This window comes from Primorskyibacter flagellatus (genome assembly GCF_048268605.1).
Taxonomy (GTDB): domain Bacteria; phylum Pseudomonadota; class Alphaproteobacteria; order Rhodobacterales; family Rhodobacteraceae; genus Primorskyibacter; species Primorskyibacter flagellatus.
The window spans coordinates 43607-61097 of the sequence record NZ_JBLWVF010000010.1 but is presented as its reverse complement, the minus strand read 5'-3'; the positions used below and the strand labels follow the sequence as shown (position 1 = coordinate 61097).

Genomic DNA, 17491 nt, shown 5'->3' with positions numbered 1-17491 from the left:
TTTTCTACGATAGCCCTTTCCATAGCCCGATGACGCGCCCCACACCATGACCGGCAATTACCGACACGCCGCTCCGGCCTTCTTCTTGGCAAAATACTCTCCGGGGGTGCGGGGGTGGAAAACCCCCGCTGGCTCCACCTGAGACAGGCAGCAAATCCGAGAGACCTCAGCGCACCTTCAGCGTCGCAAGACCCAGCATCGCCAGAATCAGCGAGATGATCCAGAAGCGGATCACGATCTGCGGCTCCGACCAGCCCTTCTTTTCGTAATGGTGGTGGATCGGTGCCATCAGGAAAACCCGCTTGCCGGTGCGCTTGAAATACAGCACCTGGATGATCACGGACAGCGCCTCGACCACGAACAACCCGCCAACAATGGCCAGCACGATCTCGTGCTTGGTGGCAACCGCGATGGCGCCAAGCGCCCCGCCAAGCGCCAGCGATCCGGTATCGCCCATGAACACGGCCGCAGGCGGCGCGTTATACCACAAAAAGCCCAGCCCGCCGCCGATCAGGGCGGCGGAAAAGATCAGGATCTCACCCGTCCCCGGCACATAATGCACGTCCAGATATTCGGTAAAGTCGGTGCGCCCCACCGCATAGGCAATCACCCCCAGCGTGCCGCCCGCGATCATCACCGGCATGATCGCCAGCCCGTCCAGCCCGTCGGTCAGGTTGACCGCATTGGCCGATCCGACAATGACGATCACCGCGAAGGGCACAAACAAATAGCCCAGGTTGATCAGCGTGTCCTTGAACACCGGCAGCGCCAACTGGTTGGTCAGTTCCGCCGGATGGTACTGCGCGGCCCAGAACCCCGCCGCCGCCGCGATCAGCAGCCCCAGAAGCAACCGGACGCGTCCGGGCACGCCGGCCACGTTCTGTTTGCTGACCTTGGCGTAATCGTCGGCAAAACCGATAAGACCGAAAGACACCGTCACGAACAGCACCATCCAGATATAGGGATTGTCCAGCCGCGCCCAGATCAGGGTCGAGGTCAAAAGCGCACCCACAATCAGCAGCCCGCCCATCGTGGGCGTACCCGCCTTGAGGAAATGCCCCTCGGGGCCATCATCCCGGATCGGTTGGCCCTTGCCCTGACGCTTGCGCAACACGTTGATCAACGGCACGCCGAAGATGAACCCGAACAGCAGCGCCGTCAGAAAAGCCCCACCGGCCCGGAATGTTATATAGCGGAACAGGTTGAAAAAGTCGCCGCCATCAGACAGGGCCGTCAGCCAGTAAAGCATCCGTTCAGTTCTCCGTGGTCTCACTGTGGGCTGGGCCTTGGCGCAATTTGCGCAAGCCGTCAACCACGCGCGCCAACCCCATGCTCAGCGACCCCTTCACCAGAACAACGTCTCCGGCGTCCAGATCGTGGCGCAGCCCCTTGGCCATCTCGGCGCTGGTCTCGGTCCAGCGGCCGCGCTTTTCCTGGGGCAGTGCCTCCCACAGGTGGTGCATCAACGGCCCTACGGCATGAACCCGGTCGATCCGGTCCATCGCCGCCAGATCGGCAATCGCCGCATGCAAGGCAGCCTCGTCGTCACCCAGTTCCTTCATGTCGCCCAGAAAGGCAATCCGTCGCCCCTGCGCGACACGCCCCAGATCGTGACGCACAGAAGCCGCCGCCAGCACTTCCAGCGCCGCGCCGACCGATGCCGGATTGGCGTTATAGGCATCATCAATCATCTCGAACGCCATTTGCGTATCAACCGCGTCAAGCCGAATGACCTCGCGCGCGCCCCGCCCCTCGACAGGATGCCAGCGGCCCAGAGCCAACATGGCAAGGGCGCGGTCCAGATGCAGCGCACTGACCACCGCGATCACAGCCATCGCGTTCACCGCAAAATGCCGTCCCGGCACCGCCACCTTGTACAAAAGCGGCGTGCGCCAGGCGCGCCCATGCACCACCGTCGCCTGATCGCCGATCTGCACATTGCTCACGCGGTGATGACAGGCCGCGCTTTCGCCAAAGGTGATCACCCGCGCAGCACGCGCCTGCGCGGCCTCGATAAGGATCGCCGAGGTTGCCAGATCGCCGTTGACGATTCCCGTACCACCCGGTTCCAGCCCCTCGAAGATCGCGGCCTTTTCACGCGCAATGCCCTGCACATTCTCGAACGCTGCCAGATGCGCAGGTGCCACGATGGTCACCACGGCGACATGAGGCCTTGCCAGCCGCGCCAGCGGGGCGATCTCACCGGGGTGGTTCATGCCGATCTCGATCACCGCGAAATCGGTGTCTTTCGGCATCCGCGCCAATGTCAGCGGCACGCCCCAATGGTTGTTATAGCTTTTCTCGGCGGCATGGACCTTGCCCTGCCCGCCCAGAACCTTGCGCAGCATCTCCTTGGTCGAGGTCTTGCCGACAGAACCTGTCACGGCAACGACCCGCGCATCCGTGCGCGCGCGTGCTGCTGCGCCCAGCCGTTCCAACCCGGTCAACACGTCATCAACGATCAGCAACGGCGCGTCCGCAGGCACATCCTCGGGCACATGATCGACCATTGCTGCGGCGGCACCGCCTTGCAACGCCTGAGCGACAAATTCATGCCCGTCGCGCGCGGCTTTCAGCGCCACGAACAGATCGCCCCGGACAATCGTGCGCGTGTCGATGGAAACGCCCGTCGCCGCCCAATCGCCGACAGCCCGCCCGCCGGTGGCCGCGGCCGCCTCCGCGGCGGTCCAAAGCGTCATGGCAACCTCCCGTCCAGTGCGGCCACGGCCACGCTGGCCTGTTCGACATCATCGAAAGGGTAGACAATATCGCCCACAGTCTGGCCGCTTTCGTGCCCCTTGCCGCAGATCAGCAGCGCGTCACCGGGGCCAAGCGCGTCGACACCGCGCAGGATCGCCTCGGCCCGGTCGCCCACCTCTGACGCATCGCCCGCGCCTTCCAGCACGGCGGCGCGGATCGCGGCGGGATCTTCAGAGCGCGGGTTATCATCGGTCACGATCACCAGATCGGCATGTTCCGCCGCCGCCTGCCCCATCAGCGGACGCTTGGCGCGGTCGCGGTCGCCGCCCGCGCCGATGATCGCCACCAGACGGCCCATCACATGCGGGCGCAGCGCCTGAATGGCAGTGGCAATCGCGTCGGGCGTATGGGCAAAATCGACAAATACCGCAGCGCCGTTTTCGCGCGTCGCGGCCAGTTGCATCCGGCCCCGGACGGTGCGCAATTGCGGCAACGCGTCGAACACCTCTTCCGGCTCTGCCCCGCAGGCGATGACCAAACCGGCGGCCAGCAACACGTTTTCGCCCTGAAAGCCGCCGATCAGCGGCAGGCGCAATTGTCGGGCCACGCCCTCGTGCAGAACGCGGATTTCCTGTCCGGTGGCATCGAACCGCTGCGCGCTCAGGCAAATATCGGCCCCTTCGGCATCGCCGACGGTCAGGACATGCTGGCCGCGCGCGCTGGCAATCGCCGCCATGTCCACGCCGCGCGCGTCGTCGATATTGACCACCGCCACACCGTCATCAGGCAGCACACGGGCGAACAGCCCTGCCTTGGCGTCGAAATATTCCTCGAAACTCGCGTGGTAATCCAGATGATCCTGGCTGAAATTGGTAAAACCCGCCGCGCGCAGATGCACGCCGTCAAGACGGCGCTGCGCCAGCCCGTGACTGGACGCTTCCATCGCGGCATGGGTCACCCCCGCCCTTGCTGCCTGCGACAGAACCCGGTGCAGGGTGATCGGTTCGGGTGTCGTATGGGCCAGCGGTGCGTCCCAGTCGCCTTCCACGCCCGTCGTGCCGACATTGACCGCGCTATGACCCAACTCCTGCCAGATGTGACGCACAAATGTGGCGACCGAGGTCTTGCCGTTGGTGCCGGTGATGGCCACCATCACCTCTGGCTGCGCGCCGAACCACAACGCGGCAGAATAGGCTAGCGCCTGTCGGGGATCTTCGGCAATCACCAGAGCGGCGCCTGACGCTTCCAATTCGTCCGCGGCAATCCTTGCGCCCTCGGCATCGGTCAGGACAGCGCCCGCGCCCATGCGCAGCGCATATTGGATGAATTCTCCGCCATGCACCCGCGTGCCCGGCAAGGCCGCAAACAGATGGCCGTCGCGCACCTCGCGGCTGTCCACGGCCAGGCCCGTCACCTGGGCCTCGCGGCCACCCCGCGCCGTCAGCCCCAGCTCGCTCAGCGTTTTTGCACCGTTTCCCATGCGCGTCTTCCCGTCTTTGACCATTGCCCGCAGGTGCCACCGGCAGCCGCGCATGACAAGGGCAGGCGCTGCGTCAATTGGACGTCAGCGTTATACCAGCAAGCTGTCCCGGCTCAACCTCGGGTGCCATGCCCAGAAGCGGCGCGATCCGACCGATCATCTCGGCCGCGACGGGAACAGCGGTCCACCCGGCGGTGCGGCGCGGCTTGTCGCCAGAGTTCTCGGACGGCTCGTCCAGCGTCACCACCAGCACGTATTTCGGATCATGCGCGGGGAACATCGCGGCGAATGTCGCGATCACCTTGTCCTTGTAATAGCCGCCCCCGCGTTCCTTGGGCTTGTCAGCGGTGCCGGTCTTGCCCGCAACCGCATAGCCCGGAACCTCGCCGAAGCTGGCCGTGCCTTCTGTCACCACCTTGCGCAGCATGGCACGCGAGCGTGCGGAAACCTCGGGGCGCATGATCCGCGGACCAAGCTGCGAGCCGGACTGTTTCAGCAAGGTCGGCGTGATCTGATAGCCGCCATTTGCAATCGCGGCATAGCCCGCCGCCAGATGCAGAGGCGTCGCGGACAACCCGTGACCGTAAGAAATCGTCATGGTGGACAATTCCGACCATTGCGGCGGCAGCAAAGGCTTGCCGCCTTTCGATTCCACCATTTCCAATCCTGTCGGCTTGAAGAACCCCAGCGCTTCAAGGAACTGCTTCTGACGCTCTACCCCGATCATCTGGGCAATCCGTGCGGTGCCGATATTCGACGACTTCACGATCACCTTGGTAACCGACAACTCTTTGCCGTAATTGTGAAAATCGCGAATTCGGTGCCGACCCCAACGCAGAGGACCACGGATGTCGATCATCGTGTCGGGACTAACGAGGCCCAGTTCCATCGCCTGTGCCGTCGCGAAGATCTTGAAGGTAGAGCCAAGCTCGTACACGCCCTGCACCGCACGGTTGAACAGCGGGCTGTCGGACGGGTTGCCTTCGGTCGGGGGGCGAGGGCGGTCATTGGGGTCGAAATCCGGCAAGCTGGCAATGGCAATCACCTCGCCAGTATGCACATCCATCAGGACCGAGGCGGCACCCTTGGCATTCATCAGCTTCATGCCGCCGTACAGCACGCGCTCGGTCGCCGCTTGAACGGTCAAATCCAGCGACAGTTCCAGCGGTGCGCCTTCGCGGGCCGGATCACGCAGCACGTCGTCAAAATATTTCTCAACCCCGGCAGTGCCGATCACCTCTGCCGAATGCACGCCCTCACGGCCAAATCCAGCGCCCCCCAGAACGTGGCTGGCGATGGACCCGTTGGGAAACAGCCGCATCTCGCGCGGGCCGAACAGCAAGCCCGGCTCGCCAATATCATGCACGGCCTGTTGTTGTTCGGGGCTGATCTTCTTCTTCACCCAGACGAATTTGCGCTTGCCCGAAAAATCCTTGATCAGGCGCTCTTCCTTAAGATCCGGAAAGATCCCGGCCAAAGCCTTGGCGGCGCGTTCCGGTTCAACCATCTGCTGCGGATGCGCATAAAGTGAATGGGTTTCCATGTTGGTCGCAAGAATGCGGCCCCGGCGGTCCACAATATCGGCGCGCTGCGCGATGATCGACGCGCCCGCGGCCTGCGCGCGTGGCTCGCTCGCCTCGGAGGCCGACAAGACACCCATCCGCGCACCGATCACCGAAAATGCGCAGAAAAACATCACGCCCAGCACCAACAGCCGCCCCTCGGCGCGGGTGCGGGACCGGTCGCGCATCTGCTCGTGGCGGATGCGCAGGTTTTCGCGTTCAATGGCATCGGGGTTTTCGCCCCGGCTGCGGGCTTCGAGAATACGGGCGAGAGGGCGCAGCGCGGTCCGGTTCATTCGTCCTCTCCCGAGCTGGCCACCGTGATCGCCTGTTCGTCAATCACCGCGGCACGCTGCGGATAGGACACCTGATCGACGCGACCAAACTGATCCGGGCGCAGCGGCAACAGCCCCAAGCTTTCAAAGTTGACCTCGGCCAGATCGCGCAGCCTGTCGGGACGGTTGAGATAGGCCCATTCGGCCTTCAGCACGGCCAGGCGCGCGCGCGCGGCACCGATCTTGTGTTGCAGGCGTTCGGCATTCGACAGCGCCTCCTGCGTCTTGTAATTCTCGTGATAGGCCCAGAAGGCCAACCCGATCACGGAAAGCGCGGTCAGCACAAAAAACAGGCTACGCATTATCTCGCTCCTTTCAGCAATGGCATGGCAATGGATTTGGCGTCGATCTCGCCCGCAGGTGCGTCCGTCCGCGTGGCCACCCGCAACAAGGCGCTGCGCGCACGCGGATTGACATCCAGCTCTTCGGGATCGGCGCCGATGGCCTTGCGGTTGGCAATCTTGAATTGCGGGTCCGGCGCTTCGACCTCGGGCGCGAAACGGTTGGCATTGCCCAGCGCCCCGCCGCGCGCCTGAAGGAAACGCTTGACCATGCGGTCCTCGATGGAATGAAAGCTGACAACCGCCAGCCAGCCGCCGGGTCTCAGCACCCGTTCCGCCGCCAGCAACCCCTGATACAGCGCGCCATATTCATCATTCACCGCAATCCGCAGCGCCTGAAAGCTGCGCGTGGCGGGATGCGACTGTCCTGGCTTCTGCCGTGGCAGGCAGCCCTCGATGATACCGGCCAGTTGCAACGTCCTGGTGATCGGCTCTTTTTCGCGTTCGCGGACAATCGCACGGGCTATGCGACGAGAGGCGCGCTCTTCGCCGTAAGTATACAGAATATCGGCCAGATCGATCTCTTCGGCACTGTTGACCAGATCGGCGGCGCTGTCGCCCGTGACCCCCATCCGCATATCCAGCGGCCCGTCGCGCATGAAGGAAAAGCCACGCTCGGCCAGATCCAGCTGCATCGAGGACACGCCCAGATCCAGCACCACGCCGTCGACGCCCTCGGCATGTTTATCCATATCGGCGAAATTCGCCTCGACCAGCCGCAGCTTGTCGCCATATTCCGCCGCCCAGTCCCCGGCCATGTCAAAAACCATCGGGTCGCGGTCAATGCCGATGACCTGCTCGGCACCAGCCTCCAGCAACCCGCGCGCATAGCCGCCCGCACCGAAGGTGCCGTCAATCCAGATGCCTTCTACAGGCGAAACCGCCCGCAGAAGCGGGCGTAGCAAGACCGGGATATGCGGGGCAGAAGGCGGGGCGGCGGGTGGCATCTCTTACGCGCCTCCTTCATCTTCCAGGAAACTCAGCGGATCGAAATCCTCGGGCAGCTCGTCCAGGAATTCTTCGGTCTTGGCCAGTTCTTCCCGCTCAAAGGTTTCGGGATTCCAGATCTGGAACGTATCGCCCGCGCCAATGAAAAACGCCTGCCCGTCAAGGCCGATCTTCTGGCGCAGCTTGGCAGGCAGGACCAGACGCCCGGTCTCGTCGACATTGGTGGGATGGGACTGGCCTTGGAAAAGCTGTTGCAGAATCCGGCGTTGCCGCGATCCGCGCGGCTTTGCGTCGATCTTGCTGTCCACCTCTTCGATGGCCTCGATCGTGTAGCATTCCAGAAATTTGCGGCGATGGTCGCCATAGACAATCACAAGCTCGGGGTTCAGCCCTTCGGTCCAGTTCGGATCGCACTCTTCCAGTACACGACGAAAAGAGGCCGGGATGGATACCCTGCCTTTCGCATCTACCTTGAGTTGGCTTTCGCCTCTGAACCTGCGACCCACTGCCCTGCCGCTTCCTTCGATTGCCCCACCCGGTTTTCCCGGTCCCTAAACGCGAAAGGGCGGGCTGATCTGCTGCCACTGATCAACCCGCCACCCTCGTCCCGCTTTGTGCGGATATGTCCAGCTACACGCGCCATCTGGGGGGATGTCTGCTCGCTCGCGCGCCGGATCTTTGGTCACGATGAAAGGCGGAGCCTGTATGAAACCTGCCGTTCTTGTTTTTGTTGGGAGAATGTTTCGGGGTTCTTTGTGTGCCCCTTCGTCCCGTCCCTCATCGTGTTTACAGGGATACTATGGGAATTGATGGCGATCAATAGGAATTTATGGTCCTGAGCCACTGCATCTAGTTTTCCACACCCCTACAAAACAACATATCGTTGCCATCCTGCAAAACTGGACGCGATTTGTAGCGGATGGATAGAAACTACACACCAGATATAGCGCCCAAACCGCGCCGCGTTTTTCCCATGAGTTTGTCGATTTTTTCTCGACTGGTGACCGCTTTCACACAGCACTGGCCAAGCCATCGCCACGAATCGTGGTTGCATCTGTCGCTTTTGCGCGGAATCCCCCTGTTGGCGGTATGAATTCCCATCCGTCCCATGCAATCCCGTCTGACAGCCTTCTTTCGCCCTTATAATTCCACTCTTGCCTTGAAAATGCCTGCGCAGTAGAGCGTTCGTATCTCGGTTCGGGCTGTCAAACGTCCGACGAAGAGGGAACGCGGTGCGGGGCATGCCCTTATTCCGCGGCTGCCCCCGCAACTGTGAGCGGCGAGCGCGGTCGGATGATGTCACTGTGGTGTGCGCGCACCCACGGGAAGGCCCGACCAAGCGACGACCCGCAAGCCAGGAGACCTGCCGGGAAGATCACCCTATTCGGGCGCGGGGGGCGCCGGGATAACGGTTCTCCGTTGCGGTGACAGACCTTCACCGTTCGCGGATGGGCACCCCTTTCCCGAGCCAGACATAAAGCGCCGGTGCCCGGATTGCGCCGCTTCGATCTGGAAAGGATCGTCCATGAAACAAACCCTCGCCCCGGCCTCCCTGCTGGCGATCGGCCTCGCCCTGCCCGCAATGGCGCAGGAATACACCATCCTCGACACGATCACCGTTTATGCCAACCAGTCCAGCCTGCCGCTGTCGCGCACAGGCGCTTCCGTGGATGTCATCGACAAGGATGATATTGCCGACACGCCCAGCGCGTCGCTGTCTTCGATCATCTCCGGCACGGCAGGCGTCACCTTCACCCAGCCCGACGGCCCCGGTGGTCTGTCATATAGCGGTGCAAACTACGTCCGCCTGCGCGGGCTTGACCAAAAATACGCCCCGGTGCTGCTGAACGGCATCGACATTTCCGACCCATCCGCCACCCAGACCAGCTTTGACTGGAAGAATACGCTGCTCGGCGGCATCAGCCGGGTCGAGGTCGTCAGAGGCGCGCAATCGGCCTTATACGGGTCCGAGGCCGTGGCAGGCGTCATCGCCATCACCGCCGCCCAAGCCCCCGAAGAACCGGGCCGCGAAGGCTCTGTCGCGATCGAAGCCGGGTCTTACGGAACCGCGCGCGGCACGCTGAGCTACGGTATCGCGACCGACAATGCCGGGTTCGCGGTCACCGCCTCGCGGGTGCGCACCGACGGCATCAGCGCCTACTCCAATGACGATGAGGAGGACGGCTTTGCCGGCGGCCAATACACGTTCGACGCCTATTACCGCGTCACGCCGGATGTGAAACTCGGCCTGACTGGCTTCGCCTTCGATTCCGAGTTTGACTACGACCCCGGTGCCAGCACCGGCGACACGCAACAACGGGGCCTGCGCGCCTATGTCGAGGCCGATACCGGTGCCGTGCATCACGAATTCGACATGTCCCGCTTTACCGTGGATCGCGACACGCCGCTGTCCTTCACTCAGGCTTATGAAGGCGAACGCGACAAGGTCGGCTATAACGGAACCTGGACCGCGACCGACGCCCTGACCGTGTCCTTCGGGGCCGACTGGACCCGCGAAACTGCCGAAAGCTTCACCGATGACGAGGTTGTGGTGCGCGGCCTCTTTGGCGAGGTTCAATACGCGGCGACGCCCGATCTTGATCTGGCCCTGTCCGTTCGCCATGACGACAACCTGCAATTCGGCGGTTTCACCACCGGACGTGCCGCATTGAACTGGCGGCTGCGCGATGACCTTACCATCCGCTCGACGCTGGCCAACGGCTTCCGCGCCCCGTCCCTGAACGAACTGTTCGGCGGCTTCGGCGCGAACCCGAACCTTGACCCGGAGAAAAGCCGCAGCTTCGATCTGGGGCTGGAAAAGACCTTTGCAAACGGCGCAGAGGTGACGGCGACGCTGTTCTATACCGAGATCGACGATCTCATCCAGTACACCACTGCCTATAATCAGGTTGAAGGCACATCCGTGTCCAAAGGGGTTGAGCTTTCGGGCCTCCTGCCGATTTCTGACCGGGTGACATTGACCGGCGCATTCACCTACACCGATGCGCGCGACTCCGACAACGATCCGCTTCAGCGTGTGCCGCGCTATGCGCTTGACCTTGGCGTTGCCGCGGACATCACCGACCGGATCAGCGCGTCGGCCAGCCTGCAACGTCGCGCTGACTTGCCCGCAACCTTCGGCACGGGTTTCACGCCCGAGGATGTGGCAAATTACACCGTGGTCAACGCGCAGCTGGGCTACGCCTTCGACAATGGCATTGATGCCTATGTCCGCGTCGAAAACCTGTTCGACCGCGAATACGAGCCAATTCCGGGCTACGAGACCTCCGGTCGTGCCGCCTATGTCGGGATCCGTGCGTCCTTCTAGGCTCATATCGTTTGTCGCCGCGCTGGTTCTTTCCGGCGCGGCGGCGCTCGCGGCCCCGCAGCGGGTCGTGTCTCTGAACGTCTGCACCGACCAGATGGCGATGCTGCTTTCCGGTCCCGGCCAATTGATGGCGGTCTCCAAGCTGGCGTCGGACCCGCGCACATCCGCGATGGCCGAACAGGCCGAGGGCTGGCCCGTCACCGATGGCAGCGCCGAGGATGTCTTTCTGCGCACCCCCGATCTGGTGCTGGCGGGCACCTACACCACCCGCGCCACCGTCGAGATGCTGGAACGGCTGGGCGTGCGCGTCGAACGGTTTGCGCCTGCGAACTCGCTTGCGGATGTGCGCGACAACCTGGCGCGGATGGGGGCGTTGCTGGGACGCGAGGTCGCCGCCACCGCCCTGATCGCGGCTTTTGACGCCCGTCTGGCCGCGCTGACGGAAACCCCTGACACCCCCCCGCGCGTTGTCATGTATCAGGCGCTCGGCACCACGACCGGTGCCGACACGCTTGCAGGCGATGTGCTGCGCGCCGCGGGCTTTCGCAATATCGCCGCCGAGTTGGGCCTGCCTTTCGGGGGCCGCCTGCATCTGGAAGAACTGCTGCTGGCGCAACCCGATCTGATCCTGATCGGTGCGCCCTATGGCGGACATGCGCGCGCCACCGAATTGCTCGACCACCCCGCCCTTGCCGCCACCGGCGCGCTGCGGCGGATCGACGATGGCGCCAAATGGACCTGCGAGACACATTATATACTGGATGCCGTGGCGCAGATGCGCGCCCTGCGACTGGAATGGGAGGCCGCACAATGAGCCCCCGCATCCTCGCCGCCTTGCTCAGCCTGCTTGTGCTGGCGATGTTCGCCGCCTCGATGTTTCTGGGTCACGCCGCGATTGGCCCGATGGATGCGCTGCGCGCGCTGGCCGGTCAGGGCGAAGAGCTGACCACGTTGATCCTGACGCAGATCCGCCTGCCGCGTGCGCTTCTGGCGGCGATGGTCGGTGCCTCGCTGGGCCTGTCGGGTGCTGCGATGCAGGGCTATCTGCGCAACCCGCTGGCCGAACCCGGACTGATCGGCGTGTCCGGGTCCGCCGCCCTGGGCGCAGTGATCGCGCTGCAAACCGGGCTGGCGGCGGGTTTTGCGCTGGTCTTGCCACTGATGGCCCTTGGCTTTGCCTTCGCTGCGGTCCTGCTGATCCTCGCCCTCGCCGGCCCGCGAGGATCGTCGCTGACGCTGATCCTTGCAGGCATCGCGATTTCGGCACTCGCAGGCGCGTTCACGGCGCTGGTGCTGAACCTGTCGCCCAACCCCTATGCCGCGTCGGAAATCATGTTCTGGATGATGGGGTCCGTCGCTGACCGCTCGATGGCGCATGTGGCGCTGGCCGCCCCCCTGATGCTGCTGGGATGGGCCGCGCTGTTCACGCTGGGCCGGGGGCTGGACGCGCTGACACTGGGCGAGGATGCGGCGCAGGCGATGGGCATTCCGCTATCGCGCCTGCGCCTGACCCTTTTGGCGGGCACCGCCGCCGCCGTGGGGGCCGCGACGGCCGTGGCAGGCGCTGTCGGTTTTGTCGGCCTGATCGTGCCGCATATCCTGCGCCCGCTGACCGGGGCGCGCCCGTCAACGCTGCTCTGGGCCTCGGCGCTTGGCGGCGCGGCGATGGTGCTGGCCGCCGACCTTGCCGTACGGCTGATCTTGCCTGACCGCGACCTGAAGCTTGGCGTTGTCATGGCGCTGATCGGCGCGCCGCTCTTCCTGCATCTGATCTACAAGACGCGGAGGGAGATGGCATGACCCTGCTCACGCTCGATGCCCTGACCGTCCGGCGTGGCGACCGCCCGGTGGTGGATCGCGTGTCCTTCTCGATCGGCCCCGGCGAATGCGTCGGCCTGATCGGCCCGAACGGTGCGGGCAAGACAACGCTGATGCGCGCGGCCCTTGGCTTGTTGGCACACCAAGGCCATAGCAGCCTTGCCGAGATGCCCGCACGCGACCGCGCCGCCACCGCCGCATGGCTGCCCCAGAAGCGAGAGATCGCCTGGCCCGTCACGGTCGAGGCGCTCGTAGCCCTTGGTCGGCTGCCGCATCTACCACGCGGCACAAGGCTGCGCGAGACCGACCGAACCGCCGTCGAGGCCGCCTTGTCCCGCATGGGGCTGACCGCCTTCAGGGACCGGCTGGCAACAGAACTGTCCGGTGGCGAGCAGGCGCGGGTTCTCATCGCCCGCGCGCTGGCGCAGGAAACGCCCCTGCTGATGGCGGACGAACCCTCTGCCGGGCTTGACCCGGCAGCTCAGATCGCCACGCTGCGGGTGTTCAGGCAGCTGACGCGCGAAGGTCGCGCAGTGCTGGCCTCACTCCACGATCTTAACCTCGCAGCGCGCTATTGCACGCGGCTGATCTTGCTGGGCGACGGGCTGCTCGTGGCCGACGGCCCCCCCGCCGATGTGCTGACGGCCGACAATATCGCCCGTGTCTTTCACCTCGAGGCGCGGATGATCAACACCGATCACGGGCCGCTCTTCCAACCGCTGGACGTGCTGCCATGACCGCCCTGAAGGAAGCCTTCCGATGCTAGGCCAGATCACCCCCCTCCTGTCGCGCGGCGGTCCCGCGCTCTGGGTCATCGCGGCGCTGTCCGTGGTCACGCTGGCGCTGATCCTGTGGAAGCTGTGGCGCCTGTCGGTGCTGGGCGCATGGCGGCGCGCGCGGGTCGAGTCCGCCCTGACGCTCTGGTCTGACGGTCAGCGCGACGCCGCCCGCGATCACCTGAGTGGCCGCCCCGGCCTGCGCGCCCGCGTGACCCATGCCGCGATGCAGGCGCTGACGGGTGGCATGGCCCCCGACCCCGCCCGCGAGGAAACCGCCCGCGTCGCCCGCGCCGCCCTGATCGAGGCGCGCACCGGGCTGCGCGCATTGGAACTGATCGCCACCATCGCGCCGCTCCTGGGCCTGCTCGGCACGGTTCTGGGCATGATCGAGGCGTTCCAGGCCCTGCAAGACACCGGCAGCCGCGCCGATCCCGCAGCCCTGGCAGGCGGCATATGGGAAGCGCTGCTGACCACCGCCGCAGGCATGGCCGTGGCCATCCCGGCAGGCGTTGCCCTGTCATGGTTCGACAGCATCGCCGAACGCCTGTCCCATGATATGGAGGACGCCGCCACCCGCATCTTCACCACCGGGCCCCGCTCCTGATGTTGTCTCTCGCCGCCCCCCCACGCCGCCGCAAGCCCAGCCTGACACCGATGATCGACGTGGTGTTCCTGCTGCTGGTGTTCTTCATGCTGGCCGCGCGGTTTGGCGGCGAAAGCGCGGTGCCGCTGGATGTGGGCGGCGCGGGTGACGGCTGGACCGGTCCGCCACGGCTAGTCGAGATCAATGCCACCGGCCTCAGCCTCAACGGCATTCCGGTGGCGCAGGGCGCGCTGGCGGATGCCCTCGCCCCGCTGATGCCCGCGCCCGATGCGCCGGTGATCCTGCGTGGCAGCGACGGCGCGTCGGTGCAGGACATGCTGGACGTACTTGACCTGTTGCGCGCTGCTGGCCTGACATCGCTGGTGGTGGCGGAATGAGCAAATCAGACCGCAAAGCCGCGCCATGACCCGCCTGCTGCCCCCCACCCCAAGACGCGCGACGCGCGAACCCGTGGTGCCCATGATCAACGTGGTGTTCCTGCTGCTCATCTTCTTTCTGATGACCGCCAGCCTGACCCCGCCCGATCCGCTGCCCCTGACCCTGCCGCAAAGCGCAAGCGAGGCGGCGGCTGACCAAGCCAACACGCTCTACCTTGCCAGCGACGGCCAGATCGCCTTTGGGAGATTGCGCGGCGCAGAGGCAGAAACCGCCGCGGCGTCAGGCACCACACTTCTGCTCAAGGCCGATCGCGACGCACCCGCGCAGGCGCTTGCCGCCCTGCTGACCCGCCTTACCCGGCTTGGCGTCCAGCAGGTTTCCGTCGTCACCGAGGCCGCGCCGTGACCCGGCCCGCCACATGTCCTGACGGCCCCGACCGATGAGAGGCACGCTGGAAGCCGCAGCCGCCCTGACACTGGCCACCGCGCTACACGCGGCGGGGCTTGTCTGGGTCGACGACCACCTGTCACCGCCGGACGCCGCCGCATCGCAGTCAGGCGATCTGGGCAGTGACAGCGTGACGCTTGCCGCCCTGCCCCGCAGCATGGCCGGGATGCTGGAACGTTGGGACGCCCCGCCCGAGACATCCATGCCGACGGATTTACCCGATGCACCGGCCGCTGATGCCGCCCCGACAATACAACCTGCCATGTCTGCGCCCCTCGCGGTGCCGCGCCCGGACGCGCTGAATGACCCCGCCGAGGATACCGCGCCCGCGCTGGACACAAGATCGCCTGCCCCCTCTGCGCTGGACAGCAAGGCCCCACGGGGGTTGCGCGCCCCTGCGGCACCCGCGCTTAGCCTGCCGGACGTGCCAAACACCGCACCCCAAGCGCTGCCGAGGTCGCCAACAACGCCGCGCCCGCCTGACCAACGCGCCACCGCCGCCTTGCCGCAGGTGGACAGTGCAGCGCCCCCGCAACCCAGACGCCATGCGCCCAGCGTGTCAGAACGGCCGCAAGCGCGCCCCACGCCCAAGGCCGCCCCGCAAAAGAGCACGACGAAAGCGTCCCCTCGCAAGCCTGCAAGCTCTGCGCCCCCGCAAGCACCCTCCGCCGGGCGCGAAGCGCAGACCGCCGCCGGTGCAGGCAAAACCGCGCCGCAACAGCAACGCGCCAGCACCGCACAGATTGCCAGCGCCAAGGCCCGCTGGGATGCACAGGTCGGCCAGCGCATCGCTCGCGCCCAGCGCTATCCGCGCGGCACCCGCGCCAGCGGAACGGTTGTCGTGAAGATAAAGGTGACGCGGCAAGGCCGGGTCGTGGATGCCAGCATCGCGCGCGGCTCCGGCGATGACACGCTGGATCAGGCGGCCTTGCGCGCGGTCAATCGCGCGCGGCTGCCCGCCGCCCCGTCAGAGCTGACGGATGCGGCGTATTTCTTCCAGATCCCGCTGGCCTTCCGCCGGTAGCGCCCGGATCAGCAGGCGGCATCCGATTCGGCGGACGGCACCCGGTTCGGCAGGTAGCGCCCGGTCAAGCGATCCCGTCTTTGACCAGACGGTCCGCCAGCTGCGCAAAGGCTTGCGCCACCGGCCCGTCGCCTGCTGCAATCGGCTTGCCCGCGTCGCCCGACAGGCGCGTGTCCAGATCGACGGGCAGCGATCCCAACAGGGGCACGCCCAGCTTTTCCGCCTCTGCCGCGACACCGCCCTGACCGAACAGATGCGCCTCATGCCCGCAGGAGGGGCAGATATAGGTGGACATGTTCTCGATCATCCCGAGGATCGGCACCTTGAGCGTCTGGAACATGTCGATGGCCTTGCGCGCATCCAGCAGCGCCACATCCTGCGGCGTGGACACGATCAGCGCACCGGTCAGATCGGCCTTCTGGCCCAGCGTCAATTGCACATCCCCGGTGCCGGGGGGCAGATCGACGAGCAGCACGTCCAGCTCGCCCCATTGCACCTGAGTCATCATCTGCTGCATCGCGCCCATCAGCATCGGCCCGCGCCAGACAGCGGCCTTGCCTTCCTCCAGCATGAACCCGATGGACATCAGCGTGACGCCATGCGCGTGCAAGGGAATGATCGTCTTGCCATCGGGCGAGGCCGGGCGCTTGTTGATCCCCATCATGCGCGGCTGGCTGGGTCCGTATATATCCGCGTCGAGCAATCCCACGCGCCGACCCGAACGCGCCAGCGCCACGGCAAGGTTGGCCGAGACCGTGGATTTGCCCACACCGCCCTTGCCGGAACCGATGACAAGGATCCGGTCCACGCCCGGAGGGTTCATCGGCTGTGATTGCGGCTTGGCATGACCGCCGAATTTCAGACTGGGCGGCGGCGTCTTTTCCGCCGGTCCATGCGCCGTCAGCGCAACACTGGCCGAGGTCACACCCTCGATCCGCGTCACAGCTTCCTCGGCCGCGCGGCGCAAAGGCTCCATGTGACGCGCGACTTCGGGGCTTGGGGCCTCGATGACAAACCGCACGGTGCCACCATCGACACTCAATGCGCGCACCATATCGCTCGAAAAAAGATCGCCGCCATCCGGCAAGGCGAGTCCTGCCAAAACCCGCTCTACTTCATCGCGAATTTCATTCATGCTCAATTCTCCATCATCGTTGCTGCCGAAGGTGGCAGCTTTGCGAGCGAACACAACCCTAACCCGACAACCACAAAAAAATCACAATATTTTATGACGTTACGTCAGCCTCCACTATGCAATTGCTGCATAGCAGCATTGACCATTGGGGTATTGTGCATCTGCAGCATACGCCTATCTTGGTGTCAACGAAACGAACAACAACACACGAAAATGAGCATCACAATGGCATACGCAACGCACACATCAAACACTCAAAGCGCATTCGCTGCACGCGTCGGCGACGCTCTGGACACCATCCGCACCCGGTTCGAACGCCGTCGCGTCTACAAGCGCACATTGACAGAGCTGCAATCGCTGTCGACCCGCGAACTCGAAGATCTGGGCTTGAACCGCAGCTCGCTGAACCGGATCGCCTACCAGGCCGCATACGAGGTCTGAACAAGTTTCAAGGATCGAAAGGCTTTTCCTCCTCCCTGAGCCTTTCGTAACTGGCGACGGTCTCCATCCTCCCGGAGATCGTCGTCCGGAATTCCGGGCCCAAATGGCCCAGCACAGTTCGGAAGACGCCTCTCCTCCTCCCTGGCGTCAACCGTAACGAGAGCGGCGGCA

17 protein-coding genes and 1 riboswitch are annotated in these 17491 nt (G+C 64.8%); of the genes, 9 read left to right on the top strand and 8 right to left on the bottom strand.

The genetic code is table 11. From position 1 onward, the window contains the following. Positions 1-166 precede the first annotated feature (166 nt). From mraY to mraZ, 7 genes are all read right to left on the bottom strand, one after another. Positions 167-1249 (bottom strand): phospho-N-acetylmuramoyl-pentapeptide-transferase, encoded by a 1083-nt coding sequence (mraY, locus tag ACN0WV_RS12290; protein WP_084353316.1) that lies wholly within the window; start codon positions 1247-1249, stop codon positions 167-169. A gap of 4 nt (positions 1250-1253) precedes the next feature. Then, positions 1254-2699, bottom strand: coding sequence for a UDP-N-acetylmuramoyl-tripeptide--D-alanyl-D-alanine ligase (locus tag ACN0WV_RS12285; RefSeq protein ID WP_417606119.1), 1446 nt, complete (start codon positions 2697-2699; stop codon positions 1254-1256). Beyond that, positions 2696-4180 (bottom strand): UDP-N-acetylmuramoyl-L-alanyl-D-glutamate--2,6-diaminopimelate ligase, encoded by a 1485-nt coding sequence (locus tag ACN0WV_RS12280; protein WP_417606118.1) that lies wholly within the window; start codon positions 4178-4180, stop codon positions 2696-2698. The genes ACN0WV_RS12285 and ACN0WV_RS12280 overlap by 4 nt, the downstream gene beginning before the upstream one ends. A gap of 73 nt (positions 4181-4253) precedes the next feature. After that, the gene (locus ACN0WV_RS12275; RefSeq protein WP_417606116.1) at positions 4254-6038 is read right to left on the bottom strand and encodes a peptidoglycan D,D-transpeptidase FtsI family protein; all 1785 of its coding nucleotides are present in this window, start codon (positions 6036-6038) and stop codon (positions 4254-4256) included. Then, entirely contained in the window at positions 6035-6379 is a 345-nt protein-coding gene (gene ftsL / locus ACN0WV_RS12270) for a cell division protein FtsL (protein WP_417606114.1), read from the bottom strand. The genes ACN0WV_RS12275 and ftsL overlap by 4 nt, the downstream gene beginning before the upstream one ends. Beyond that, positions 6379-7365 carry a 16S rRNA (cytosine(1402)-N(4))-methyltransferase RsmH gene (rsmH, locus tag ACN0WV_RS12265; protein WP_417606112.1) on the bottom strand — a complete coding sequence of 329 codons (987 nt, stop codon included), beginning with the start codon at positions 7363-7365 and terminating at the stop codon, positions 6379-6381. Before rsmH ends, ftsL begins: the two co-directional genes overlap by 1 nt. A gap of 3 nt (positions 7366-7368) precedes the next feature. Beyond that, positions 7369-7872 carry a division/cell wall cluster transcriptional repressor MraZ gene (gene mraZ / locus ACN0WV_RS12260; RefSeq protein WP_417606110.1) on the bottom strand — a complete coding sequence of 168 codons (504 nt, stop codon included), beginning with the start codon at positions 7870-7872 and terminating at the stop codon, positions 7369-7371. Positions 7873-8542: 670 nt separating this feature from the next. After that, a riboswitch (cobalamin riboswitch) is annotated at positions 8543-8751 on the top strand. A 140-nt stretch (positions 8752-8891) separates the two neighbouring features. Between mraZ and ACN0WV_RS12255 the strand changes: the two genes are divergently transcribed. The 8 genes from ACN0WV_RS12255 to ACN0WV_RS12220 are packed head-to-tail and all read left to right on the top strand — an operon-like array spanning position 8892 to position 15744. Further along, on the top strand, positions 8892-10694 hold the full coding sequence (locus ACN0WV_RS12255; protein WP_417606108.1) for a TonB-dependent receptor plug domain-containing protein: 1803 nt from the start codon (positions 8892-8894) through the stop codon (positions 10692-10694). Beyond that, positions 10669-11508 (top strand): ABC transporter substrate-binding protein, encoded by an 840-nt coding sequence (locus tag ACN0WV_RS12250; protein WP_417606106.1) that lies wholly within the window; start codon positions 10669-10671, stop codon positions 11506-11508. Before ACN0WV_RS12255 ends, ACN0WV_RS12250 begins: the two co-directional genes overlap by 26 nt. Beyond that, positions 11505-12494 (top strand): FecCD family ABC transporter permease, encoded by a 990-nt coding sequence (locus ACN0WV_RS12245; protein ID WP_417606104.1) that lies wholly within the window; start codon positions 11505-11507, stop codon positions 12492-12494. Before ACN0WV_RS12250 ends, ACN0WV_RS12245 begins: the two co-directional genes overlap by 4 nt. Beyond that, positions 12491-13249: an ABC transporter ATP-binding protein gene (locus tag ACN0WV_RS12240; RefSeq protein WP_417606102.1), complete on the top strand. Its 759-nt coding sequence runs from the start codon at positions 12491-12493 to the stop codon at positions 13247-13249. Before ACN0WV_RS12245 ends, ACN0WV_RS12240 begins: the two co-directional genes overlap by 4 nt. Before the next feature lie 22 nt (positions 13250-13271). Next, positions 13272-13895, top strand: a complete 624-nt coding sequence (locus tag ACN0WV_RS12235) for a MotA/TolQ/ExbB proton channel family protein (protein ID WP_417606100.1) — start codon at positions 13272-13274, stop codon at positions 13893-13895. Continuing rightward, the gene (locus ACN0WV_RS12230) at positions 13895-14272 is read left to right on the top strand and encodes an ExbD/TolR family protein (protein ID WP_417606098.1); all 378 of its coding nucleotides are present in this window, start codon (positions 13895-13897) and stop codon (positions 14270-14272) included. The genes ACN0WV_RS12235 and ACN0WV_RS12230 overlap by 1 nt, the downstream gene beginning before the upstream one ends. Before the next feature lie 25 nt (positions 14273-14297). Then, entirely contained in the window at positions 14298-14678 is a 381-nt protein-coding gene (locus ACN0WV_RS12225) for an ExbD/TolR family protein (protein ID WP_417606096.1), read from the top strand. A gap of 34 nt (positions 14679-14712) precedes the next feature. Then, a complete protein-coding gene (locus ACN0WV_RS12220; RefSeq protein WP_417606094.1) occupies positions 14713-15744 on the top strand; it encodes an energy transducer TonB in 1032 nt (343 codons plus the stop codon). A gap of 64 nt (positions 15745-15808) precedes the next feature. On the opposite strand, the gene ACN0WV_RS12215 is transcribed toward ACN0WV_RS12220, so the two are convergent. Further along, complete coding sequence (locus ACN0WV_RS12215) at positions 15809-16879, bottom strand: Mrp/NBP35 family ATP-binding protein (RefSeq protein WP_417606092.1); 1071 nt, start codon at positions 16877-16879, stop codon at positions 15809-15811. A 225-nt stretch (positions 16880-17104) separates the two neighbouring features. Between ACN0WV_RS12215 and ACN0WV_RS12210 the strand changes: the two genes are divergently transcribed. Continuing rightward, a complete protein-coding gene (locus ACN0WV_RS12210; RefSeq protein WP_084353300.1) occupies positions 17105-17320 on the top strand; it encodes a DUF1127 domain-containing protein in 216 nt (71 codons plus the stop codon). Positions 17321-17491 lie beyond the last annotated feature (171 nt).